Source organism: Frondihabitans sp. 762G35, assembly GCF_002074055.1.
Lineage (GTDB): Bacteria > Actinomycetota > Actinomycetes > Actinomycetales > Microbacteriaceae > Frondihabitans.
The window spans coordinates 2971574-2994951 of record NZ_CP014619.1; the positions used below are offsets into that span (position 1 = coordinate 2971574).

Here is a 23378-nt window from a genome sequence, read left to right on the forward strand (position 1 = left end):
CCCACACGTAACATACGCTGGAGCCATGCGCTCCCCTCGTAAGACCCCGGCCGTCCTCGGCTTCCTCGCACTCAGCGTCGTGTCGGGGCTCCTCGTCGCCGCAGGAGTCACGCCGGTCGTCGCCGCCGTCGGCCTGGGCAGCCGAGCCGGCCTGCAGGCCCTCGACGAGATGCCGGAATTCCTCGAGGTCGGGAAGCTCTCGCAGCGCAACGTCCTCTACGCCAACCGAGGCGGCAAGCCCGTCCCGTTCGCGACGCTCTACGACCAGAACCGCGTCTCCCTGGCGAGCGGCAGGATCTCGCCGACCCTGAAAGACGCCGTCGTCGCCGGGGAGGACCGCCGGTTCTTCGATCACGGCGGCGTCGATGCCACGTCGCTGGTCCGCGCCGGGATCGGCAGCCTCCGCAAGAGCGAGCTCGGAGCCGCAGGCGGCGCTTCCACTCTCACCATGCAGCTCGTCCGCAACATCCTCGTGGCTCGCGCGGAAGCCCTCGACGACCCGAAGGCGCGCAAGCTGGCGTTCGCCAAGGCGACCGACCGGGGTCCGGCCCGGAAGATCGCCGAGATGAAGTACGCCCTGGGGCTCGAGAAGCAGTTCTCCAAAGACGAGATCCTGGCGGCCTACCTGAACATCGCCTACTTCGGCGACCAGGCCTACGGCGTCGAGGCGGCCGCTCAGCACTACTACGGCAAGAGCGCCGAGCGCCTGAGCGCCGCCGAGGCTGCGAGCCTCATCGCGATCGTCCAGTACCCCGACGAGCGCAATCTGGGTGCACCGTCACGCCACGCGGCCAACACCGCCCGCCGCGACGTCATCCTCGACAGCATGCTCTCCGAGAAGAAGATCGACGCCGCGGCCCACCGCGCCGCGAAGGCCAGCCGCGTCGCCGATTACGTGAGACTCACGCCCGCCACCCAGGGCTGCATGGCCGTGACCGAGCGAGGAGCCCAGCAGTGGTGCGACCTCATCCGCCGTTCCGTCACCTCGCTGCCCGCCCTGGGCAAGACGGCGGAGGAGCGGGCGCGCAACTGGCGGATCGGCGGCTACGACATCTACACGACCCTCGACCTCGACCTGACCGCGAACGCGAAGGAGCAGGTGACCCGCTTCGCCCCCAACGACGAGACGCGCTACAACCTCGGCGGCGTCGCCGTGTCGGTCGAGGCCAAGACCGGGCGCGTCATCGTGCTGACGCAGAACAAGGACTTCGACGACACCCGCGACGGCGGCGGCCCCACGACCTCGGCCGTCAACTACGCCGTCGACAAGAGCCTCGGCGAGTCGGGCGGCTTCCAACCGGGGTCGACCTACAAGCCCTTCACCCTCATCGACTGGCTGTCGAAGGGGCACCGCCTGACCGAGTGGGTCGACGCGAAGCCCCGGAACTTCAGCCCCATGACGGTGTGCGGCCGTCCCGAGTACACGAAGTTCACCCCGCAGAACGACAACGGTGGCAATCCCGGCCACGTGACGACACGTCAGGCGACCGCCTCCTCCATCAACACCGCCTTCGTCGCGATGGCGCAGCAGCTCGATCTCTGCGACATCCGCGACGTCGCTGAGTCCCTGGGCGTGCATCCTGCGGAGGGCGGCGAGCTCGCGGCGTATCCGTCATCGGTGATCGGCGCCGCCAACACCGTCGCGCCGCTGACGATGGCGTCCGCCTTCGCCGCCATCGGCAACGACGGCGTCTACTGCGCCCCCGTCTTCATCGACTCGGTCACCGACTCCGACGGCGTCAAGCTGCCCGGACAGGAGCGGAAGTGCTCGCAGGCGATCGATCCCGCGGTCGCCGCCCTCACCGTCTCGGCCATGCAGGGCGTCTTCACCGGCGGTACGGCGACGAGCGCTCGACCGGGCGACGGCGTCCCGGTGTTCGGCAAGACGGGAACGACCGACCGGGCCGAACAGACGTGGCTCGTGGGAGGCACGACCGAGGTCGTCACGGCCTCCTGGGTCGGCAACATCGACGGCCATCAGAACCAGTACCGCATCTACGGCGCGAACGGCGCCATGAACACCCAGCGGCTGACGATCTGGAAGAACGTGCAGACGGCGATCAACTCCGTCTACGGCGGGAGCGCCTTCGCGACACCGGTCTACACGGCACCCGAACCCGATCCGGCGGCGCCGAAGCCGAAACCGGCTCCCGACACCGACGCGGGCGGGGCCGACGCGGGCGGGGCGCCGGCCGGACCGGGTGCCGCCGTGCCGCCGACGACGGGCAGCGCGCGGGAGGACGACTGAGCGGGGCCGCGCGCCTCCCCACCCGCATCGGCCCATCAGGAGGATGGACGACACTGGACGTGTGAGCACTCCCCTCGATCCGCGAAATCAGCAGCCCGCCCCGAGGCCCGATCGTGCGGACGACGACGCTCCCGTGGTCTACGCCCCGGTCGTGCCGCGCAAGCCGCGGCGCGGTGCTGCCGCGAAAGCCGCGTCCGGCGTGAAGCAGAGTGCGCCCGCGGCTCCTGCGATCCCCCCGCCCCCACGCGGCGCAACGGCCAGCGGCCGAAGCCGCACCGCCGGTGTCGACGACGACCCGGCGGCGCGCATCCTCGCCGACGACGACGACGCGCGACCCGGCCTGCCCGACGACGCTTACAGGCCTCCCGCCAAGCACGTCCGGTACCCCGGACGGACCAACCCGAGGCGCGGCGACCTGGTGATGACGGCCCTGTTCACCCTCGCGCTCTACGTCATCGCGGTCGTCTACGTGGTCGACGCCGTGCAGCGCGACGCGAGCGCCGCACGTGTCCTCGAGGGGGTGCAGCTGTCGAGCATCCTGGCGATCGGGGCGCCCATCGTGCTGGCCGTCTTCTCGACGGTGTTCTCGGCCCTCTTCATCCTGCGGAGGGTCCCGGCCTTCTGGCTCCCCGTGATCGCGAGCCTCCTGATCGTCGCGCTGTACTCGGTCACGCAGCAGATGCTCGACACGGCCGTGATCCACAGCTTCTGAGAGCAGGATGCGAACGGAAGCGGTCCGGCGTACGCTATTCGGTGACGCGTCACCAACAGGGCCGTGTCACCAGGGTGCGACACCGTTGCCGATCCCGGCGCTCGCGGCTGGCCGTGTGCGCTCCGAGCCGCTCTCCTCGCTGCCCACCCCGTTCACCCGCTCTGGCGCGGCGTTTCGACGCCCCGCGCCGACACTCACGAAAAGGCAGTCATGACCACGACGAACCAGCACCCCTCGACCGTCCGGAACGCGGACACCAGCGTTCCCCTGGTCGACCTCCTCGACGAGCGCTGGAGCCCCCGCTCGTTCGACCCGCAGGCCACCATCTCCGACGAGCAGCTCGCGGCCCTTCTCGAGGCCGCCCGCTGGGCTCCGTCCGCGTCGAACATGCAGCCTCGGCGCTTCGTCGTCGGCCGACGCGGTACTGCGACGTTCGACACGATCCTCGCGAACCTCATGGGATTCAACACGGCCTGGGCCGGCTCGGCCGCTGCGCTCGTCGTCGCCATCGCCGAGACCGCCACCGAGGAGGGCGAGGCCCGCACCTGGGCGCAGTACGACCTGGGCCTCGCCGTGTCGGCGCTTACCGTTCAGGCTCACGCCGAGGGCCTCCACACCCACCAGATGGCCGGCATCGAAGTCGACGGCCTGCGCGCCGCGTTCGAGCTCCCCGAGCGATTCCTGCCCGTGACCGTGACCGCGATCGGTGTCGTGGCCGAGGCTCACCTCCTGCCCGAGCCGCTCGCGGAGCGCGAGACGCTCCCCCGCACCCGCCTGCCCCTCGACGAGCTCGTCCTCGCGCGCGACTGACCCGTCACCGCTCCGATCCGTTCCGCCGTCGACGGCGTCGCTCCTGCCGGGAGCGGCGCCGTTCGTCGTTCGCGGGACCCATCGATCGAGGAACGTCAGCCCCGCGCGGCCGCCACGAACCGCCGGATTGCGTCGACGTCTTTGACACCGCGCGACGACTCCACTCCGCTCGACACATCGACCCCCGCCGGCCGCAGCATCGCGACCAGCCGGGCCACGTTGTCGGGTCGCAGGCCGCCGGCCAGAACCCAGGGCCCGCGCGGTGGGGTCTCGAGCAGACCTGCGGAGTCGAACGTGGCTCCTGCCCCCGGATCGGGCGCGTCGAGCAGCAGGCGATGCGCACCGAACTCGTCGTGCTCGGCGTCGCTCTCACCGAGCCACCGCTCCGCCGTCGTCGCCCGGATCACTCCGAAGCCGGCCGCGCGGGCGCGCTCGAAGTCCGCAGGATGCTCGTGCCCGTGGAACTGGACGGTCGAGACCCCCGCGGCCGACGCCGTCCGCAGCACGACATCGACGGGCTGGTCGCGGAAGACCCCCACCGCCCCCACCCCGGCCGGCACCCGCTCGACGAGGGATCGTGCCACCTCCGGCGTGACCTCGCGGGGGCTTCCGGAGGCGAAGACGAAGCCGACAGCATCGGCACCGGCATCGACCGCAGCGTCGACGGATGCAGGCGTCGAGAGGCCGCAGATCTTGATCCAGAGTGGAGAAGGCACGCTCCATCATTCAGACATAACGACAGTGTTGTCAATCCCGACGAGATATGTCACATTGTTCGGACCGGCCGACGGAACCGTCGGTCGAGGAAGGAACCCTGTGAAGAAGAAGACTCTCGTGACCGCGGGTGCGCTGGCCCTGCTCGCGGCCCTGCCGGCGGCCGCGCTGCCATCCCGAGTCGCTGCGGATGCCGACCCCTTGTCCGCCTCCGTCTCCGCCGCCGATGCCGGCGACGCGGCCCGGGAGAACGTCCGCATCAGCGGGCACCTCGTCCTCGCCACGTCCTCGGCGACCACGTGGGTCGCCGTCCCGCTGCCGCTCGCCGACGGAACCGTCGCGCCGTCCTCGTGGCCCACGAAGGACGAGGCCGACGCCCGCGCGGCGACCTGGGCGGTGCCCGCCCCCGGCTCCACCGGCCCCGTCTCCCGGAGCATCTACTGCCTCAACGCCGGGCTTCCGGGAACGCGGGTCTTCGCCTCCTCCTGCACCGGCGCCCCGGAGCAACAGTTCCGGCTGGCCGAGGTGAGCACGGGCTGGGGCCTCCGTTCGCAGGCGTCCGACTCGTCGTTCGTCGCCTACGACGCCGCGACACGGACCCTCGTCACCCGCGGAGCCGAGTCCGCCGGCGGCGTGCAGCTCGACCTCCTCAAGCTCGCCGGCGAGAAATCCCTCAGCGTCGAGAACGTGACGCCCGGCGCCGTCGGCGAGGCGACCGTCTCGGGCCTCGCCACTCGAGGCGCCTCCGTGACGGTCGACGGGAGGGCGGGCATCGAGGAGGCGGATGCGGACGGACGCTGGACCACGACCCTCCGCGACCTCCCGCGCGCCGGCGAGACCATCACTGTGCGACAGACGATCGACGGCCTCGACAGGGGCTCGGTCGAGGCCGTGATCCCACCGTGGCCCGGACCGGACGCTCCGATGGCCACAGTCGTCTTCGACGACGACGTGCACCGGAACGCGCTGATCCAGGGCACGGCGGAGGACGGCGCCACCATCGTCATCCGTTCGGGCGACGAGGTCGTCGCCGAGACGCAGGCCACCGCAGGAGCCTGGTCGACCGAACTCCCGCCCCTCGGAGTCGGCGAGCACCCCGTGCTCGTGACGCAGGAGATCGACGGACTCGTCTCTCCCGCCACGACCGTCCCGATCGACTTCGGTGACGCCGTGAGCATCACGTCACCCGACGACGGGAGCGATGTCCCGAGCGACGGCCGTGTCGACGTCACCGGCCGGGGTGACCCCGGCTCGATCATCGAGCTGCGCGATAACGGAGAGGTGGTCGCGACGACGACCGTCGGCCCGGACGGCACCTGGTCGGTCCCCGCTGTCGAACTCGAAGGGCGCTGAGCCGGCTCAGGGCGCTGGCGCCCCTCAGGGCTCCGTCGTCAGGTCGGACTTCGAGACCGCGAGCTCCTGCCCGTCGGGCGCCACCTCCACGAGCACCGTGTCGCCGTCGACGATCTCGCCACCGAGGAGCGCTCGGGCGAGGTTGTCGTCGATCTGGCGCTGCATGAGCCGGCGGAGCGGACGCGCCCCGTAGATCGGGTCGTAGCCGCGTTCGGCGAGCCAGGCCCGGGCATCGGGCGTGACCGCGAGCTCGAGGCGACGATCGCTGAGCCGTCGGGCGAGGCGATCGACGTAGAGCGAGACGATCTGGCCGAGGTCGTCTTCGGTCAGAGAGGTGAAGAGGACGATGTCGTCGAGCCGGTTGATGAACTCGGGCTTGAAGGCCTGGCGGATCATCGTGTCGACCGCCTCCTGCTTCTGCGCCCTGGTGAGCGACCCATCGGTCAGGAACTGGCTGCCGAGATTCGACGTCAGGACGAGGATCGTGTTGCGGAAGTCGACCGTGCGGCCCTGACCGTCGGTCAGCCGGCCGTCGTCGAGAACCTGCAGCAGGATGTCGAAGACCTCCGGGTGCGCCTTCTCGACCTCGTCGAGCAGGACGACGCTGTAGGGCCGGCGCCGGACCGCCTCGGTCAGCTGGCCGCCGGACTCGTAGCCGACGTACCCGGGAGGCGCCCCGACGAGCCGCGAGACGGTGTGCTTCTCGCCGTACTCGGACATGTCGATCCGGATCATCGCCTTCTCGTCGTCGAAGAGGAAGTCGGCGAGGGCCTTGGCGAGCTCGGTCTTGCCGACGCCGGTCGGGCCGAGGAAGAGGAAGGAGCCGGTGGGCCGGTCGGGGTCGGAGATGCCCGCGCGGGTGCGGCGCACGGCCTCGCTCACGGCGGTGACCGCCTCGCGCTGGCCGATGATGCGCTTGCCGAGCTCCGCCTCCAGGTGCAGGAGCTTCTCCGTCTCCCCGGCCAGGAGCCGCCCGACGGGGATGCCCGTCCACGCCGCGACGACCTCGGCGATGTCGGCGTCGGTGACCTGGTCGTTGACCAGCCGGTCGCCCGACTCCTCGATGCGCTCGGCGTCGGCCAGGCTCTTCTCGATCTGCGGGATCGTCTCGTAGTTGATCTTCGAGGCGTCCTGGTAGCGGCCCTCGCGCATCGCGCGGTCGAGGTCGATGCGCGCCTGGTTCAGTTGCGACTTCAACTCGCCGACGCCCTGAAGCGCCGCCTTCTCGGCCTGCCAGCGAGCGTTCAGCGAATCGTAGGCGGCCTGCCGCTGGTCGATCTCCTCGCGGAGCTTCTCGAGGCGTGTCTGCGACGCGGCGTCCTTCTCGCGCTTGAGGGCGAGCTCCTCCACCTGCATGCGGACGAGGCCTCGATAGAGCTGATCGAGTTCGACGGGCGAGGAGTCGATCTCCATCTTGAGACGCGAGCCGGCCTCGTCGACGAGGTCGATAGCCTTGTCGGGCAGCTGCCGCCCCGTGATGTAGCGGTTGGACAGGGATGCGGCGGCCACGAGGGCGCTGTCCGCGATCGTGATCCCGTGATGCGCTTCGTACCGCTCCTTGAGCCCGCGCAGGATGGCCACGGTGTCCTCCACCGTCGGCTCACCCACGTAGACCTGCTGGAACCGACGCTCGAGCGCGGCGTCCTTCTCGATGAACTGGCGGTACTCGTCGAGGGTGGTGGCTCCGATGAGCCGGAGCTCGCCCCGCGCCAGCATCGGCTTGAGCATGTTGGCGGCGGCGACCGACCCCTCCCCGCCGCCCGCACCCATGAGCGTGTGCAGCTCGTCGATGAACGTGATGACCTGCCCCTCGGACTCGGTGATCTCCTTGAGGACCGCCTTGAGCCGCTCCTCGAACTGTCCGCGATACATGGCACCGGCCACGAGGGCGGAGATGTCGAGGCTGATGAGCCTCTTCCCCTTGAGGGAGTCGGCGACGTCGCCGGCCACGATCCGCTGGGCAAGACCCTCGACGACGGCCGTCTTCCCGACACCGGGCTCTCCGATGAGCACCGGGTTGTTCTTCGTGCGCCGCGTCAGCACCTGGCTGACCCGCCGGATCTCGGTGTCGCGACCGATGACCGGGTCGAGCTTGCCGCTCGCGGCGATCGCCGTCAGGTCGACCCCGTACTGCTCGAGAGCGCTCTTCTGCTTCTCATCGGTGGCGGGAGCGCCCTGCATGTTGGCCATGAGCCGGTCCTTTCGAAAAAACTTGAGTGGATCAGGCTCAAGTTTACGCCGAGGTCTCAAGAAGCGCCAGATGCGGGGCAGCAGCCAACTCTTGCTCATTTCGAATGTAGTCTGTAGTATTTCAGTATCAATGTGTTGCCCGCACCCGTCGGGCCCGTACAGGAAGAACCCACCACATGTCCAAGAAACGTTCCCTGAGCGCGCTCGGCGCGACTCTCCTCGCCGGCGTCACGCTGGCCACCATGGTCGCCCCGGCTGCCAACGCAGCTCCCGCGTCAACTCCCGCCGCATCGACGAGCGCGGCGCAACTCATCAAGCTGTACTCGAAAGTCGGCGATTTTCAGTGGGCGACCGGAACCCAGCAGCCGATTGGTGGAGCGAACAACCTCGAACTCACCACCGTCACTCTTCAGGCCGATGCAGAGAAGCGCGCAGCTCTTTTGGAGGTCGTTCCCCGCGAGGGAAACTTCTTCAACCTGAAGGTCGTGAAGGGTAGCCAGGAAGAATGTCTCGCCGCATACAGCCCTCCTGCCGCGGTGACCTACCTCGGCCAAGACAAATGCGACAAGACTTCAGCCCTCTGGTCGCAGCCCAGCAGCGGAGTCTTTCGCTCGGCCGACGGCTGGTATCTGACGAATCAGAGTGTCGTCTACGGCTCCAGTACTCGATTCAACATGTCGAAGGACTCTGCGGATGCCGCTGAGTTTATCGACGCCAATGTTGGAGAGTCTCTGTCCGCGACCGGATCGTTTGACGGGGACAACGCCCAGCGGGCGACGATCAAGGGGACGGGCGCCGCGAATGCGCCCATCACGATCAAGAACACCGCCGGTGAGGTCGTCGCGTCCGGCACCGCCGACGACAACGGCGCCTTCTCGATCCCCATCACGGCTCCGAACAAGGGCGGCGTCTATGCGCTGAACGTGACGCAGACCGTCGACGGCACCGAGTCTGCTGCCGTCAAGGTCGACCTCGACTACGGCAAGGCAGTCGCCATCTCCACCCCCGCGAACAACGCCGACCACACCGCCGGCGAGGTCGCCATGACCGGCACCGGCACCCCCGGCGGCACGATCACCGTGTTCGACAACGCCGGCAGCACGCCTATCGGTAACGCGACCGTCAACGCTTCCGGTGCCTGGGCTCTGAACACGTCCGCGCTGAACGCCGCCGAGCACAAGCTGGAGGTGAAGCAGCTGTCCAAGGGCAACAACACCACCACGTCGACGATCACCCTGAACCCCGGCGGCACCGTCACCCCGCCCGCACCCGGCATCGGATTCGAGGTCACCACCCCGAAGAACGACTCGACCATCGAAACCTCCGACAAGCAGGTCACCTTCACCGGCCGCGGCAACCCCGGCAGCAAGGTGACCATCATGAACGGCGCCCGCACCATCGGAAGCGTCGCCAGCGTCCCCGCCTCCGGAAACTGGTCGTTCACCGCGACGATGAACTACGCCGACTACAACCTCACCGCCTACAACAAGAAGGTCCCCACCGGCGCCGTCACCAGCCAGCAGCCGCTCCACATCACCGTCATCGACGCCACGGCCGCTCGCCCGTTCGTGATCTCCACCCCCGCCAACAACTCCACCGTGGAAACGACCGACAAGTCGGTCCGCTTCTCCGGCACCGGCAACGCGGGCGGCAAGGTCACCATCATGAACAGCTCCCGCAACATCGGCACGGCTGACGTCGACCAGAACGGCCAGTGGTCGTTCACCGCGACGATGAACTACGCCGACTACGATCTCACCGCCTACTACAAGAAGGTCCCCGCCGGCGCCGTCACCAGCCAGCAGGCACTCAAGATCACGGTCACCCCCGGCCAGCTCGGCTTCGCCATCGGCAGCCCTGCTACAGGCACCACGGTCGACAAGGGCAACATCAGCTTCACCGGTACCGGGAAGGCGGGTAGCACCGTCACCATCTTCCTTAATAGCTCCAAGCGCGGCTCCGCGATCACGGCTGCCGACGGAACCTGGACCGTGCCCGTGACCGTGAACACTCCCGGCCAGTACGACTTCACCGTCTACTACAAGGCCAACCCCACCGACGCCTCAGCACCCAGCGTCGAGCACTCCCTCACGGTCCGCTAACCCGGGCACCACGGCGACACCAGCACCACAACCGGTGGCGGGGAGTCACACCCCCGCCACCCCCTCACTTCAACCCACCCGGAGAACACCGTGCACAAGACCCCGATCCTGACCATCGCCCTCGGCGCATCTCTCATAGCAGCCCTGGCCGGATGCACCACCGCAGCGACCACGTCGAACCCGACGTCCCCCGCTAGCACCTCGACTCAGAGCCCGACCGCCGGCCCCACGATCACGAGCACGCCTGATGCCGACTACAAGGCACCATCCGGCATGTGCGAGAACGGGGAGGCGACCATCATTCAGGATGTCTCGGACATCGCACTCCCCGAAGGCTGCGACATCGTCAACGTCCTCACGAACGGCAGCACCGTCGACCTGGGCCCCGTGAAGCAGCTCAACATCGAGGGCGAGAACAACACCATCACCGTCGAGAAGGTCGAGCACATCGGGATCTTCGGAACCGGCAACGACATCACCCACGGTGGTGAAGCAGCCGTCGACGACCAGGGCAGCAGCAATAAGACGACTCAGAAGTAACGATCGCAGATACAGGAAGGGCGCCTCCACCAGGAGGCGCCCTTTCGTCGGCCTGGGCATCCTGCGGTCGCGAGAGCAATACTGGACCGATGATCGACGTCGCTCTCGCCCGCTCCCTCGCCGAAGCCGGACTCCGCTGGCACCCCGCCACAGGAGACCGGTTCCTCATCGACACTGACGCCTTCGACGCGGAGGTCTTCACGATCAGCGAAATGACGATCGAGGCTCACACCTATCCGACCGGCACCGAACTCGGGTTCAACGGGACGACCGAGTGGGCCCTCGACTCCGTCTCGACCGACGACTCCCTCTGGCTCCCCCGCGAGGATCAGATGCGCGAGCTCCTCGGCCCCATCTTCCACGCCCTGATCCGCGGCGAGAGCGGCGACTACGAGGTGACGGTCACGATCGACGACGAGATCCAGACGTTCGCTTCACCGGATGCGGAAAACGCCTACGGCAATGCGCTCCTGGCCTACATCGATGCCTCGCTCCGGATCGAGAACGTGGAGCGGAGCTGACAGCAGGACGAACCGTCCTCTTGCGCGGCGACCTGACCGGGGGCACACTGACTCCACCTCGACGAAGAGGCCGAGGCACGTGAAGACGAAACGCTATCGGGAGGCGTCCATGTCGAAATCCAGCCACGAGACCAAGCGCGACGAACTGCGACAGGCGCAGGACGAACAGGAAGTTCGAGACGCCCTGCTGGGCGACGGAACCGAGCGCAACACCGCCTGGCTCTTCGAGCAGATCGACGGCGGCCCGGCCACTACGAAGGCGAGCAAGCTCACCGACGTGTGAGGAGACGGCCACCGCTGGCGATGCCCTGAACGTCTGCCCGTGAGGGCGTCGCTGGTTCGAGGTCGTCCCCCGGCGTAATCGACGAAGGTGGCGGGGATGTGTCCCCGCCACCTCTGGTGGTGCTGGTGTTGCCGTCGAGTCCCGTCTAACGGACGGTGAGGGCGTGCTTGACGCTGGGAGCCGCGGCGTCGGCGGGGTTGGCCTTGTAGTAGACGGTGAAGTCGTACCGGCCGGGAGTGTTCACGGTCACGGGCACGGTCCAGGTCCCGTCAGCAGCCGTCGTGGCCGTGCCACGCTTGGAACTGCCGAGGAAGACCGTGACCGTGCTGCCCGCCTTGCCGGTGCCGGTGAAGGCGAAGGTGCCCCTGTCGACCGTGGTGCCGGCGGCGGGGCTACCGACCGCGAAACCGACCTGACCGGGCGCGACGGTGATGTGGAGCGGCTGCTGGCTGGTGACGGCGCCGGTTGGGACCTTCTTGTTGTAGGCGGTGAGGTTGTAGTCGGCGTAGTTCATCGTCGCGGTGAACGACCAGTTTCCGGAGGCGGGGACGCTGGCGACGCTTCCGATGGTGCGGGCGCCGTTCATGATGGTCACCTTGCTGCCGGGGTTGCCGCGGCCGGTGAAGGTGACCTGCTTGTCGGAGGTTTCGATGGTCGAGTCGTTCTTCGGGGTCGTGACCTCGAATCCGATGCCGGGTGCCGGCGGGGTGACGGTGCCGCCCGGGTTCAGGGTGACCGTCGACGTGGTGGTGTTGTTGCCCTTCGACAGCTGCTTCACCTCCAGCTTGTGCTCGGCACCGTCGAGGACCACGCCACGCGCCGTCCACGCACCCGTGGCGAGGACATCCGCGGTCGCGATGGCGGCGGGCTTGCCCGCCTCGCGGATCGTCACACGCCCCCCGGGCTCCCCACGACCCGAGAAGTCGAGGGCTCCGCCGGAATGCGCCGAGCCGTCGACAGGAGACGTGATGGTCACCTGGGCTCCGTAGTCGATGAAGACCCGAACCGGATCTGACACGGTTCCGCCCTGACCGAGGGTCTGAGTCACGTCGACGATGTACGGCTGAGCCCGATGAGGAGCCGGGACCGACACCTCGAAGGAGCCGTCGGAGGCGGCCTCCGTCGACGCGACCACGTCGCCCGCGCTATTCCGCAGGATAACCTCCTCGAACGGCGATCCGCTGCCGAGGACCTTGGCGTCGACACCCAGGTCGTCGTCGAAGATGACGACGGCGTTGAGACCGTCCGCCGCTCGAACGTCGGCGTACGAGAAGAGCGCGGCATCGTCGGCGCTCCTGGAGAGAGCCAGGACGCCGAAACTCGCGGAGTTCCCCGTCGACGGAGACACCACGTCAGCGGTGAGCCACCACCCTGCACTACTCACGAAGAACCCGTCGTCCGTCTGAGTCCACCGGGCAGCCGCGTCGCTGCAGGAGCCGAACCCCAGAAAGGCACTTCCGCTCGCTGTCGAGGGGACGAGGCACGAAGTCCAGTTCCGCGACTGCATCGTGAAAGCACCGCCGCCGACCGGCTTCACCGTGATTCGAGTCGCGAGGCGGACAGCCGTCTCAGCATCGCTGGGAACATGGCTGCTGAACGGTCCGTCGTACACCCGATCGGTCACGATCGTGTGATCGTTCAGGCTGTTCTCGTGAACGAGTTTGATCGTCTTCTGGACGGGAGCGCGAAGCTTCGGTGCGGCATCGAGTGCCGATGCCGGAGAGGCGGCAGCGCCGGCCACGAGAGTGAGCCCGGCGAGGGCGGCCACGCCGAGGGCGAGGCCGCGAGGGAGATGTGACACGGAGGGGTCCTTTCGAACGAAGCCGCGGTTCGGCTTACGACCCTCGAGTTTACATCTGAAATACTACGTGCTGGCTACGGCTCAGGTGTCGGCGTCGCGCCGGACCGACGCCGTGACCACGAACTTCGGCGACCGGGCCACCTGACGGGTCGGCCCGACCACGCGCTCGAGCACGGGTCGGTGGTGCAGGTGCGAGTTGAAGACCGTCCAGAGCTCCCCGCCCGGCTTGAGCACGCGCGCCGCCGCCTCGAAGAGCGCGGTCGCGATCTCAGGCTGGACGGCCGCATCGGCGTGGAACGGCGGGTTGAGCAGGACCAGGTCCACCGTCCCGGCCTGAATCGTCGACAGCGCGTCGTCCCGGACGACCGCCACGCGCTCCGAGAGGTCGTTCGCCTCGACAGTCGCGCGGGCGGACCGCACCGCCGCCTCCGAACGATCCGACGCGATCACCGCGGCCGACGGCCGGGTGCGTGCCGCCACGGCAGCCACGATGCCCGTGCCGCAGCCCAGGTCGACGATGGTCGCGGCCGTGGGAGCCGCTTCGGGCAGGTGCTCCAGGAGCATCCGCGTTCCGATGTCGAGGCGGGTGGAGGCGAAGGCACCTCCGTGCGCCTTCACCACGAGGTGGCCGCCGAGCACGGGGTCGTCGAGCGCCTCCGTGAGCGGGTAGGCGCGGGCATCCTGCGCCTCGTTCGGCTCGGAGGCGGTCAGCACGCGCGACTTCTGGCGGGAGAGACCGGCGTAGACCACGTCGAAGTGGTCGGCCAGGACCTCGTTCTGCGTGAGGGTCATGTGCTTGAGGCGACCGCCGGCGAAGATCACGACCTCCGGATGCGCGTGGCGGGCGACGAGGCTCGCGATCTCGTCGAGCGCGTCGAGGCTCCGGGGAAGCTGCAGGAGCACGACGCGCGCACCCGCGACCAGCGACTCGTCGAGCGCGTGCAGAGCGAAGGAGTCGGTGAGGCCGAGCGCGTCGGCGTTGAGCGCGATGGCCTTCTCCCCGGTCAGGGCGTCCTGGTGGGTGCGGATGCCCGTCAGCCCGAACAGGGTCGCCGCGGCGAGGGTCAGCGCGCCGTAATGGTCGCCGATGACGACCACGTCACCGGAGGCCGCCGTGCGCAGACTCGGCGCGGCCTCGTCGAGGATGAGCCGATCGGCGGCGTCGACGGCCACGAGGTTCGGCGCCTCGAGATCGGGACGACGCCGCAGGGCCGAGAAGTCGAAGGCGTCGGACGGGTTGTCGGCAGGAGCAGCGGGGGAGGACACCCGGCAAGCCTAGGCGGTGCGCTCCTCGCGGCGACCCGCCAGAGGGCGCGCGAGCGACTGCTAGCGGGTCGGCCGCCAGAGGACCACGGCGGTCTGCCGCTGCGGCCGGGTGCCGTGCCGGAGCGGCACGACGCCGCTCCCGGCCGACGACGACGCCGCGAAGACCCGCGACCCGGGGCGGTTGAGGAGCTCGTCGGCCAACGCCGACTCGAGCTCCCGCACGCGTTTGGAGAGGGACGCGACGGTGTTCTCCAGGTCGAGGATGCGCCGGATGCCCTCGAGGCTGACGCCCTCGCCGCTGAGTCGGGCGATCTCCCGCAGCTGATTCACGTCGCGCATCGAGTAACGCCGCGACTTCCCGGCGGTGCGCGTCGGCACGACGAGGTCGAGCCGGTCGTACTGGCGGAGGGTCTGCGGGTGCATGCCCGCGAGCTCGGCCGCGACCGCGATCGCGAAGATCGGTGAGAACTCGTCCATGTCGGCCTCCCAACCGGCTCGGTGTCGACGCGGGGACGCGCCGGGCGGTGCTACTGGCGGGCTCGGTCGAGGAGCTCCGCGCGCGGATTCTCGTTCGGCAGGGCCTCCTGCAGGGCCTCGACCGCGGCTCGGGCCTTGTCGCTGAGGTGGGACGGGACGGCGACCTGGACGGTGGCGAGCAGGTCGCCCTTGCCCTCCTTGGCGTCGACGCCGCGACCCTTGACGCGCAGGACGCGACCCGAGGGGGTGCCGGGAGCGACGCGGAGCCGCACCGGCTCGCCGGCGAGGGTCGGCACCTCGATGGTGGCCCCGAGGGTCGCCTCGGCGAAGGTCACGGGGACGTCGAGCCGGAGGTTCAGGCCGTCGCGCTCGAACACGGGGTGCGGACGGACCGCGACCGTGAGGACGATGTCTCCGGCCTCCCCGCCGTCCTGGCTGGGCTCGCCGCGTCCGCGGAGGCGGATCTTCTGGCCGTCCTGCACGCCGGCGGGGATGCGGACCTTGATCGGCTTGCCCTGCGACTGCGTGAGGGTGATGGTCTCGCCGGTGACGGCGGTCTGGAAGTCGAGCGTGGTGGAGGCGACGATGTCGCGCCCCTTGCTCGGCCCACCGTAGCCGCGGTAGCCGCCGGAGGTCTGGCCGAAGCCGCCACCGCCGAACATCCCGCTGAAGATGTCCTCGAAGCCGCCGCCCGACTGGTAGCCGGACCGGCGCTGACCGCCCTGGCCGAACATGCCGCCGAAGACGTCCTCGAAGCCGCCGCCGCCCTGGCCGGGGGCACCGGCGCCGGCGGTGAAGCGGGCTCCGGAGCCCATGGCGCGGATCTGGTCGTACTCCTTGCGCTGCTCCGGGTCGGCGAGGACCGAGTGAGCCTCGCTGATCTCTTTGAAGCGGGCCTCGGAGGAGGCGTCACCCGGGTTCGAGTCGGGGTGGTACTTCCGCGCGAGCTTGCGGTAGACCTTCTTGAGTTCGGCGGGCGTGACGTCTTTCGAGACGCCGAGCACGGCGTAGAAGTCTTTGTCGAACCAGTCCTGGCTTGCCAAGAGACCCGCCTTCCTTAGTGGTGCTGATGCTGAATCTTACGGGGGCGGCGGGCTCCCGAGGGAGCCCGCCGCCGGTACTGCCGATCGTGCTGGTGGTGTCGTTACGCGGGGACCGAGACGGCGACCTTGGCCGCTCGGAGAACGCGCTCGCCGAGCACGTAGCCCGGTTCGATGACGTCGGCCACGGTGTTGACGGTGACGTCGGGCGTCGGCAGCTGCACGATCGCGTCGTGGATCTTCGGGTCGAAGACGTCGCCCTTGGCACCCACCTGCGTCAGCCCGAACCGGTCGAAACCGCCGCGGAGCTTCTGCGCGATGACCACCATCGGGCCCTCAGCGAGGTCGCCGTGCGCCTCGGCGCGGCTGAGGTCGTCGAGTGCCGGCAGGACGGCCCGGATCACCTCGGCGATGACCGCGTCGCGGTTGGCCTCCCGGTCGCGCTCCACGCGCTTCCGGAAGTTGACGAGCTCGGCCTGCGCCCGGAGCATGTCCTGGCGCATCTCGGCGACGAGGTCGGTCGAGGCCTGGTCGAGCAGCGCCTCGTCCTCCGCGCTCAGCTCGACATCGGGACCTTCGGCCTGGATCAGGTCGTCGGCACCGTCGATGTCGGCCGTGCCGCCGTCCTCGGAGCCCGGCTCCGGCGAGGTGCGACCCTCGCCGGGGACGGTCGGCTCTTCTTCGGGGTTCTTCGCGTCGTCGCTCATCGACTACTTCTTGTCGTCTTCGTCGTCCACGACCTCGGCGTCGACGATGTCCTCGTCGTCCGCCTTGGCGTCGCCCTCGGCGGGGCCGTCCGCAGGAGCACCGGGGCCGGCGGCAGCATCGGCCTGGCTCGACGCGTAGAGCGCCTGCCCGATCTTCTGCTGGCTCTCGGTGAGCTTGTCGACGGCCGGCTTGATGGCCGCCTCGTCGTCACCCGCGAGTGCGGACTTGAGCGAGTCGACGTCCGCCTGGACCTCGCTCTTGACGTCGGCCGGGAGCTTCTCGTCGTTCTCCTTGAGGAGCTTCTCGATCGAGTAGACGAGCTGGTCGCCCGTGTTGCGGAGCTCCTGGGCCTCGCGGCGCGCCTTGTCTTCGGCGGCGTGCTCCTCGGCCTCGCGCACCATGCGCTCGATGTCCTCCTTCGCGAGCGAGGATCCGCCCGTGATGGTCATCGACTGCTCCTTGCCCGTCCCCTTGTCCTTCGCGGAGACGTGCACGATGCCGTTGGCGTCGATGTCGAACGTGACCTCGATCTGCGGGATGCCGCGGGGGGCCGGCGCGATGCCGGTCAGCTCGAAGGTGCCGAGGTTCTTGTTGTCTCGGGTGAACTCGCGCTCGCCCTGGAAGACCTGGATGGCGACCGACGGCTGGTTGTCGTCGGCGGTCGTGAAGGTCTCGCTGCGCTTGGTCGGGATCGCGGTGTTGCGCTCGATGAGCTTCGTCATCGCGCCACCCTTGGTCTCGATGCCGAGCGACAGCGGCGTGACGTCGATGAGGAGGACGTCCTTCCGCTCGCCCTTGAGGACACCGGCCTGCAGGGCGGCGCCGACGGCGACGACCTCGTCCGGGTTGACGCCCTTGTTGGGCTCCTTGCCACCAGTCAGCGAGCGCACGACGTCGGAGACGGCGGGCATGCGGGTCGAGCCGCCGACGAGCACCACGTGGGCGATGTCGCCGACCTTGACGCCGGCCTCGGCGATGACGTCGTTGAACGGCTTCTTGGTCCGGTCGAGGAGGTCGGAGGTCCACTGCTCGAACTGCGAGCGCGAGATCGTCTCGTCGAGGTTGAGCGGGCCCTCGGAGGTGAGGGTGAGGTAGGGCAGCTGGATGCTCGTGCTGCTGGAGGAGGAGAGCTCCTTCTTGGCCTGCTCCGCCGCCTCCTTCAGGCGCTGCTTCGCGATCTTGTCGCCGGAGAGGTCGACGCCGTGGTCGTCCTTGAACTTCTTGATGAGGTGCTCGACGATCCGGTTGTCCCAGTCGTCGCCGCCGAGGCGGTTGTCACCGGAGGTCGCGCGGACCTGGATCGTGGAGAAGTCGTCGTCCTTGCCCACTTCGAGCAGCGAGACGTCGAACGTGCCGCCACCGAGGTCGAAGACGAGGATGAGCTCGTCCTCCTTGCCCTTGTCGAGGCCGTACGCGAGGGCGGCGGCGGTGGGCTCGTTGATGATGCGGAGCACATTGAGGCCGGCGATCTCGCCGGCGTCCTTCGTGGCCTGACGCTCGGAGTCGTTGAAGTAGGCCGGGACCGTGATGACGGCGTCGGTCACGTCCTCGCCGAGGTACTGCTCGGCGTCGCGCTTGAGCTTGCCGAGGATGCGGGCCGAGATCTCCTGCGGGGTGTACTTCTTGTCGTCCACGCCCACGGTCCAGTCGGTGCCGATGTGGCGCTTGACGCTGGAGATGGTGCGGTCGACGTTCGTGACGGCCTGGCGCTTCGCGGTCTCACCGACGAGCACCTCGCCGTCCTTCGTGAACGCGACGACCGACGGGGTGGTGCGGAGGCCCTCCGCGTTGGCGATGACGGTGGGCTCGCCGCCCTCGAGGACCGCGACCACCGAGTTGGTGGTACCGAGGTCGATTCCTACTGCACGTGCCATGGGGCTTTTCTCCTTCGTCGTGCTTGGTGTTGCGAAGTCTGATCGCCGGGGTTGAGTCCGACAGGCTCAAGTTTAGCCATCGCTCGCGGAGAGTCAAGCGGGAAGCCTGAAAGTTGAGTGTGGTCGACTCAAGGAGAGGCCGTGGGGGCGGCGGGCGCGACGTGACCTCGGCCGGGCATCCTGCGGTGACGTCACGCGGATGCGGCGGAGGAGAGAGAAGAGAGGGGCGCCCGCAAGGGGTTCTGCCGCGCTGGAGCCGACCTGACCGTGGCCCCCCACCGGTCATGGCCTTCCCCCGCTCCGGCGCGGCAGTCCCTCTGGCACACTCGATGATTCGGGCATCGAGGTCGGATCTGGTCCAACGGAACCACCCTGGCAGCCGCCCGGGCCCGCCGACAGTAGTAGATGTGATGGCACCCGAACGGGGGGTACGGTGGCCGAACCTGCGCAACCCTAGACTTTCCTCGGGAGGATCGATGAGCGACCAGACGCCGCTGCCGGTTTTACGCGTGGCTCTGGTCGAGGACCACGAAATCGTGGCGGTCGGTTTCGCCCAGCTCCTCCGCGAGTTCGCGGACATCCAGGTGGTCGCCGTGACCCCGACCGTCCGCGATCTCGACCTCGACGCGACCCCGGTCGACCTCGTCGTCCTCGACCTCCGACTCGGCGACGGGTCGAGCGCGACCGACAACATCGGCACGCTCGTCGCGGCGGGGGCCGACGTCCTGATCCTGACCGCGGCGGAGGACCCGCAGGCGATCCGGGCCGCGGCGAAGGCGGGCGCCCTCGGCATCGTCCGCAAGTCGCAGCCGGTCGAGGAGCTCGTCGACGCCATCCGCGACGCCGCGAGGGGCACCACCGTCGCCGGGCTCGACTGGGCCGCGGCCATCGACGGCGACGAGGCCCTGGCCGACGCCGGCCTCAGCGCCCGCGAGCGCGAGATCCTGGCGCTCTACGCGTCCGGCGAGAAGGCCCAGTCGGTCGCGTACCTCACGAACCTCTCCAAGGCGACGGTGGCCAACTACGTCAGCAGGATCCGGGCCAAGTACGCCAACGCCGGCCGCCCCGCCCACACCAAGGTCGACCTCCACCGGCGCGCGGCCGAGGACGGCCTGCTCACCGACGACCGGCGGCTCGGGTGACCACGCGCCCGGCCCGGACGCCGGGCGACGCCGAGCTCCGCATCACGCGGATCCTGTACCTCTCCATCGGGGTCGGCGGCGTCGTCTACACGATCGTCGGCTCGCAGAAGGCCCTCGGCCAGTTCGCCGCCCTGACCCCGTGGTGGGCGCTGACGACCTGGCTGATCGCCGGGATCGGGCCCGCCGTCCTCGCCGTGCTGGCGATGTGGGCGCCGCTGCGCCTCCTGCGGGCCATCGCGACGACCTACGCCGGGATCTTCCTCGTGACGATGGCGACGTTCCCCCTCGCGATGACGGCCTCGTCCCTGCCGGACAGCGGCTCCCCCTGGACGAACGACCTCATGGCCGTGCCGGCGATCGTCGTGGCCATCAGCTGGCGGCGGCGCTGGGTCTGGACCTACGTGATCGTGACGGCCGTCCTCTCGGGCATCATCCGCTCTCTCGCGGATCCCGAGGTGGGGGCCTCGGTCGCCGTCCTCGACTTCGCCTACAACCTCCTCTTCGACTGCGTCTTCGTCGCCATCACGCTGATCAGCCGCTGGAGCACGCAGCGTCTCGACGATGCGGCGGCCGCCGCCCGGGCCAAGACGGCTCGCGAGGCGCAGGCGTCGGCGCGGGTGCAGCAGCGCGTCCGGGTCGACGCGCTCGTCCACGACCACGTCCTGTCGTCGCTCCTGATCGCCTCGCGCGCCGAAGGAGTCCCCACGGACGCCCTCCGCGAGCTGGCGGCCTCGACGCTCGCCACCCTGCGCGACGACACCCTCCTGTCCGCCGAACCGCTGGCACAGGAGGACTTCGTCAACCGCCTGCGCTCGTCGGTCACGACACAGAGCGACGGGATCGGCTTCGAGGCGCACCTCGACGGCGACGCGCCCGTTCCCGCCGACATCGCGCTGGCCCTCCTCGAGGCGACGGCCGAGGCCGTGCGGAACTCGCTCCGGCACGCCGACCAGGAGGTGGAGCAGTCACCGTGGCGGCTCGTGACGGTGACGACGTCGCCCGAGGCGATCGAGATCCGCGTGAGCGACAACGGCTGCGGCTTCAACAGCCGCCGCATCCCGCCCGAGCGCCTGGGCGTCCGCGTCAGCATCCTCAACCGGATGGCGACCCTCGAGGGCGGCTTCGCCTCCGTCGACAGCGCCCTCGGGATCGGGACGCGCGTCACGATGGGCTGGGCGCGGACCGGGGCCGCCGCATGACCTCGCCGACGACGACCCCGAGCTTCCTCCAGCTGACCGGCCGGGGCACGACGGCCCTCTTCCTGCTCTTCGCCGTCGTCCACGTGGCCCTGATGATCTACGGGCTGCCGTTCTACAAGGTCCCGGTCGTGTCCATCGGGGCTCTCGCGGCCGTCCTCGTCGCGGGTTACCTGGTGACCCTGCCGCGGATGGACCCGTTCCCCCTCCGCCTCACCCTGGTCGTCATCGCCCTGACGACCCTCGCCTCCTGCAGCGTCTGGGACCTCCCCGACCGGGGCTGGCCCGGCTGGGCGACCTGGATCTGGGGTGCCGTCACCTTCGTGCTCTTCCTGCTGACCCTGCGCGGACGGGCCACCTGGTCGTGGGTGGGCTTCCTCCTGATGTCGGCGCTGACCATCGCCTGGAGCGTCCAGGTCGGCCGGGGCGCCCCCGCCGGGATCGGGTTCGTCATCCGCTCGGCGGCGCTGATGGTCGTGGTGTCGCTGTTCGCGCTGCTGCTCGCGCGGACGCGGACGTCGATCCGGCGGCTCCAGCGGACCGAGCTCGCGAGCGTGCGGGCCCAGGCGACCGCCACCGCCGCGCTCGACGAGCAGAACACGCGCCTCGACCAGCTCCGCGCGGTGGCGACGCCCGCGCTGGAGCGCATCCTGACCGCCACCGAGATCACCGACGACGACCGCCGCGACTTCACGCTCGTCGAGGCCGCTCTTCGCGACCAGCTCCGGGCGAGCGACCTCGCCACCGTCCAGGTGGCGCAGGCGGCCACCCGGGCGCGCTCGCGCGGGGTCGACGTGTCGCTCCTCGATGATCGCGCCGGTGCCGACATGCCGACGGTCGTTCGCGACCGGATCGAGACGACCCTGGTCGAGCAGCTCGACGCGGCGACGAGCGGGCGCGTCGTGGCGCGGCTCCTGCCGGACGGCCGCGAGTCCATCGCGACGGTCCTCGCCTCGGACGGCCGCGAGACGACGCGCGTCACCATCGCCGACGACGACGGAGAGCAGGAGCCATGACCGAGGCGACACTGGCCGACACGACCCCGATCCCACGCCGCCGGGTGGTCTCCTGGGCGTTGTGGGACTGGGGATCCGCCGCGTTCAACGCCGTCGTGACGACCTTCGTCTTCAGCACCTACCTCGCGAGCTCGTCGTTCGTCGACCCGGCCATCGTGCAGGCCGCCGGCGACGACACGAAGAATCCCGCGCTCGTGCTCGCGAAGGCCGGGAACGCCACCGTCATCTCCACCGCGCTGACGATCGCCGGGATCCTGGTCGCGCTCCTGGCACCCGTCCTCGGCCAGCGATCCGACGGCTCCGGCCGCCGCAAGTTCTGGCTCGGCGTCAACTCCGGGATCCTCGTGCTGGTCATGGCCGCCATGGTGTTCGTGGCGCCCGTCCCGTCGTCGCTGCTGCTCGGCGCGACGCTCCTGGCGGTGGGCAACCTCGTCTTCGAGTTCGCGAGCGTCAACTACAACGCGATGCTCGTGCAGGTGTCGACGCCGAAGACGATCGGCCGGGTCTCGAGCTGGGGCTGGGGCGCCGGCTACATCGGCGGGATCGTGCTGCTGGTGATCCTGCTCGTCCTCTTCCTGCAGAGCTTCGGCGTCGAGGGGCGGACCGGCCTGCTCGGAGTCGCGTCGACCCCCGCGGGAGGCGTCTGGAGCGTGCGGCTGGCGATCCTGGTGGCGGCGGTCTGGTTCGGGGTCTTCGCGATCCCGCTCCTCGTCGACGTCCCCGAGATCCCGGCCCACGACGGCCCCCGCGAGCGCGTGGGCATCATCGGCTCTTACCGGAAGCTCGGCCGGACCATCGCGGCGCTCTACCGGAAGAACCCGCAGATCCTGCTCTTCCTGGCCGCGAGCGCGGTCTTCCGCGACGGGCTCGCCGCCGTCTTCACCTTCGGGGCCATCATCGCGTCGCAGGTGTTCGGCTTCTCGTCGAGCGAGGTCATCTACTTCGCCGTCGCCGCGAACCTCGTGGCCGGCCTGGGCAGCTTCGCGGCGGGGAGCCTCGACGACCGGCTCGGCGCCAAGCGGATCATCGTCGGGTCGCTCGTCGGGCTCGTGATCGCCGCTCTGGTCGTGCTGTTCGTGGGGACGGCGCAGCTCGGCTTCTGGATCTGCGGGCTCTTCCTCTGCCTCTTCGTCGGCCCCGTCCAGTCGGCGAGCCGCTCGTTCCTGGCGCGCGTGACGCCTCCCGGCCGCGAGGGCGAGGTGTTCGGCCTCTACGCGACGACCGGGCGGGCGGTGAGCTTCCTGGCTCCGGCCCTCTTCACGCTCTTCGTGGCCGTGACCGGCGACACCCGGTTCGGCATCATCGGTATCGCCCTCGTGCTGCTGCTGGGACTCCTGCTGATGCTGCGGGTGAACGCGGTGCAGCGCGCGCTCGACTGAGCGGCG

The 23378-nt window shown here is 69.5% G+C and carries 20 protein-coding genes; 12 read left to right on the forward strand and 8 right to left on the reverse strand.

The features are described 5' to 3' along the window. Positions 1-25: 25 nt before the first annotated feature. The 3 genes from AS850_RS14035 (at position 26) to AS850_RS14045 (ending at position 3770) form a co-directional block, all read left to right on the forward strand. Positions 26-2248 (forward strand): transglycosylase domain-containing protein, encoded by a 2223-nt coding sequence (locus tag AS850_RS14035; RefSeq protein WP_119869678.1) that lies wholly within the window; start codon positions 26-28, stop codon positions 2246-2248. 61 nt (positions 2249-2309) lie between these two features. Continuing rightward, a complete protein-coding gene (locus AS850_RS14040) occupies positions 2310-2960 on the forward strand; it encodes a hypothetical protein (protein WP_123955528.1) in 651 nt (216 codons plus the stop codon). A 210-nt stretch (positions 2961-3170) separates the two neighbouring features. After that, positions 3171-3770: a nitroreductase family protein gene (locus AS850_RS14045; protein ID WP_119869680.1), complete on the forward strand. Its 600-nt coding sequence runs from the start codon at positions 3171-3173 to the stop codon at positions 3768-3770. A 95-nt stretch (positions 3771-3865) separates the two neighbouring features. Here the strand turns inward: AS850_RS14045 and AS850_RS14050 are convergent, their stop codons facing one another. Beyond that, positions 3866-4486, reverse strand: coding sequence for a phosphoribosylanthranilate isomerase (locus tag AS850_RS14050; RefSeq protein WP_119869681.1), 621 nt, complete (start codon positions 4484-4486; stop codon positions 3866-3868). A gap of 100 nt (positions 4487-4586) precedes the next feature. Here AS850_RS14050 and AS850_RS14055 point away from each other — a divergent pair, with 100 nt between their 5' ends. Further along, positions 4587-5837: a hypothetical protein gene (locus AS850_RS14055; RefSeq protein WP_119869682.1), complete on the forward strand. Its 1251-nt coding sequence runs from the start codon at positions 4587-4589 to the stop codon at positions 5835-5837. A gap of 24 nt (positions 5838-5861) precedes the next feature. Here AS850_RS14055 and AS850_RS14060 read toward each other — a convergent pair whose 3' ends face one another. After that, complete coding sequence (locus AS850_RS14060; RefSeq protein ID WP_119869683.1) at positions 5862-8027, reverse strand: ATP-dependent Clp protease ATP-binding subunit; 2166 nt, start codon at positions 8025-8027, stop codon at positions 5862-5864. A gap of 176 nt (positions 8028-8203) precedes the next feature. Here AS850_RS14060 and AS850_RS14065 point away from each other — a divergent pair, with 176 nt between their 5' ends. The 4 genes from AS850_RS14065 to AS850_RS14080 all read left to right on the forward strand — a co-directional run bounded on the left by AS850_RS14065 (position 8204) and on the right by AS850_RS14080 (position 11473). Next, complete coding sequence (locus AS850_RS14065; protein ID WP_123955529.1) at positions 8204-10129, forward strand: Ig-like domain-containing protein; 1926 nt, start codon at positions 8204-8206, stop codon at positions 10127-10129. A 90-nt stretch (positions 10130-10219) separates the two neighbouring features. After that, entirely contained in the window at positions 10220-10669 is a 450-nt protein-coding gene (locus AS850_RS16325) for a DUF3060 domain-containing protein (protein ID WP_123955530.1), read from the forward strand. A gap of 89 nt (positions 10670-10758) precedes the next feature. Next, a complete protein-coding gene (locus tag AS850_RS14075) occupies positions 10759-11190 on the forward strand; it encodes a pilus assembly protein CpaE (protein WP_119869686.1) in 432 nt (143 codons plus the stop codon). 79 nt (positions 11191-11269) lie between these two features. Then, a complete protein-coding gene (locus AS850_RS14080) occupies positions 11270-11473 on the forward strand; it encodes a hypothetical protein (RefSeq protein WP_119869687.1) in 204 nt (67 codons plus the stop codon). A gap of 145 nt (positions 11474-11618) precedes the next feature. On the opposite strand, the gene AS850_RS14085 is transcribed toward AS850_RS14080, so the two are convergent. The 6 genes from AS850_RS14085 to dnaK form a co-directional block, all read right to left on the reverse strand. After that, positions 11619-12857, reverse strand: a complete 1239-nt coding sequence (locus tag AS850_RS14085) for an Ig-like domain repeat protein (RefSeq protein ID WP_123955531.1) — start codon at positions 12855-12857, stop codon at positions 11619-11621. 498 nt (positions 12858-13355) lie between these two features. Continuing rightward, positions 13356-14540 (reverse strand): class I SAM-dependent methyltransferase, encoded by a 1185-nt coding sequence (locus tag AS850_RS14090; protein WP_119869689.1) that lies wholly within the window; start codon positions 14538-14540, stop codon positions 13356-13358. A gap of 60 nt (positions 14541-14600) precedes the next feature. Continuing rightward, on the reverse strand, positions 14601-15017 hold the full coding sequence (locus AS850_RS14095; RefSeq protein WP_119869690.1) for a heat shock protein transcriptional repressor HspR: 417 nt from the start codon (positions 15015-15017) through the stop codon (positions 14601-14603). A 50-nt stretch (positions 15018-15067) separates the two neighbouring features. Continuing rightward, a complete protein-coding gene (locus tag AS850_RS14100; RefSeq protein ID WP_119869691.1) occupies positions 15068-16060 on the reverse strand; it encodes a DnaJ C-terminal domain-containing protein in 993 nt (330 codons plus the stop codon). Between the two features lie 101 nt (positions 16061-16161). Beyond that, positions 16162-16764 (reverse strand): nucleotide exchange factor GrpE, encoded by a 603-nt coding sequence (locus AS850_RS14105; protein WP_236940737.1) that lies wholly within the window; start codon positions 16762-16764, stop codon positions 16162-16164. Between the two features lie 3 nt (positions 16765-16767). Beyond that, positions 16768-18639, reverse strand: coding sequence for a molecular chaperone DnaK (dnaK, locus tag AS850_RS14110; protein ID WP_119869692.1), 1872 nt, complete (start codon positions 18637-18639; stop codon positions 16768-16770). A gap of 476 nt (positions 18640-19115) precedes the next feature. Between dnaK and AS850_RS14115 the strand changes: the two genes are divergently transcribed. From AS850_RS14115 to AS850_RS14130, 4 genes are read left to right on the forward strand one after another with little or no spacing between them, the layout of a single operon-like run. Next, positions 19116-19781 carry a response regulator transcription factor gene (locus AS850_RS14115; protein WP_119869693.1) on the forward strand — a complete coding sequence of 222 codons (666 nt, stop codon included), beginning with the start codon at positions 19116-19118 and terminating at the stop codon, positions 19779-19781. Continuing rightward, positions 19778-20980, forward strand: a complete 1203-nt coding sequence (locus AS850_RS14120; protein WP_119869694.1) for a sensor histidine kinase — start codon at positions 19778-19780, stop codon at positions 20978-20980. The genes AS850_RS14115 and AS850_RS14120 overlap by 4 nt, the downstream gene beginning before the upstream one ends. Continuing rightward, on the forward strand, positions 20977-21993 hold the full coding sequence (locus AS850_RS14125; protein ID WP_119869695.1) for a hypothetical protein: 1017 nt from the start codon (positions 20977-20979) through the stop codon (positions 21991-21993). Before AS850_RS14120 ends, AS850_RS14125 begins: the two co-directional genes overlap by 4 nt. Continuing rightward, the gene (locus AS850_RS14130) at positions 21990-23372 is read left to right on the forward strand and encodes an MFS transporter (protein ID WP_119869696.1); all 1383 of its coding nucleotides are present in this window, start codon (positions 21990-21992) and stop codon (positions 23370-23372) included. Before AS850_RS14125 ends, AS850_RS14130 begins: the two co-directional genes overlap by 4 nt. Positions 23373-23378 lie beyond the last annotated feature (6 nt).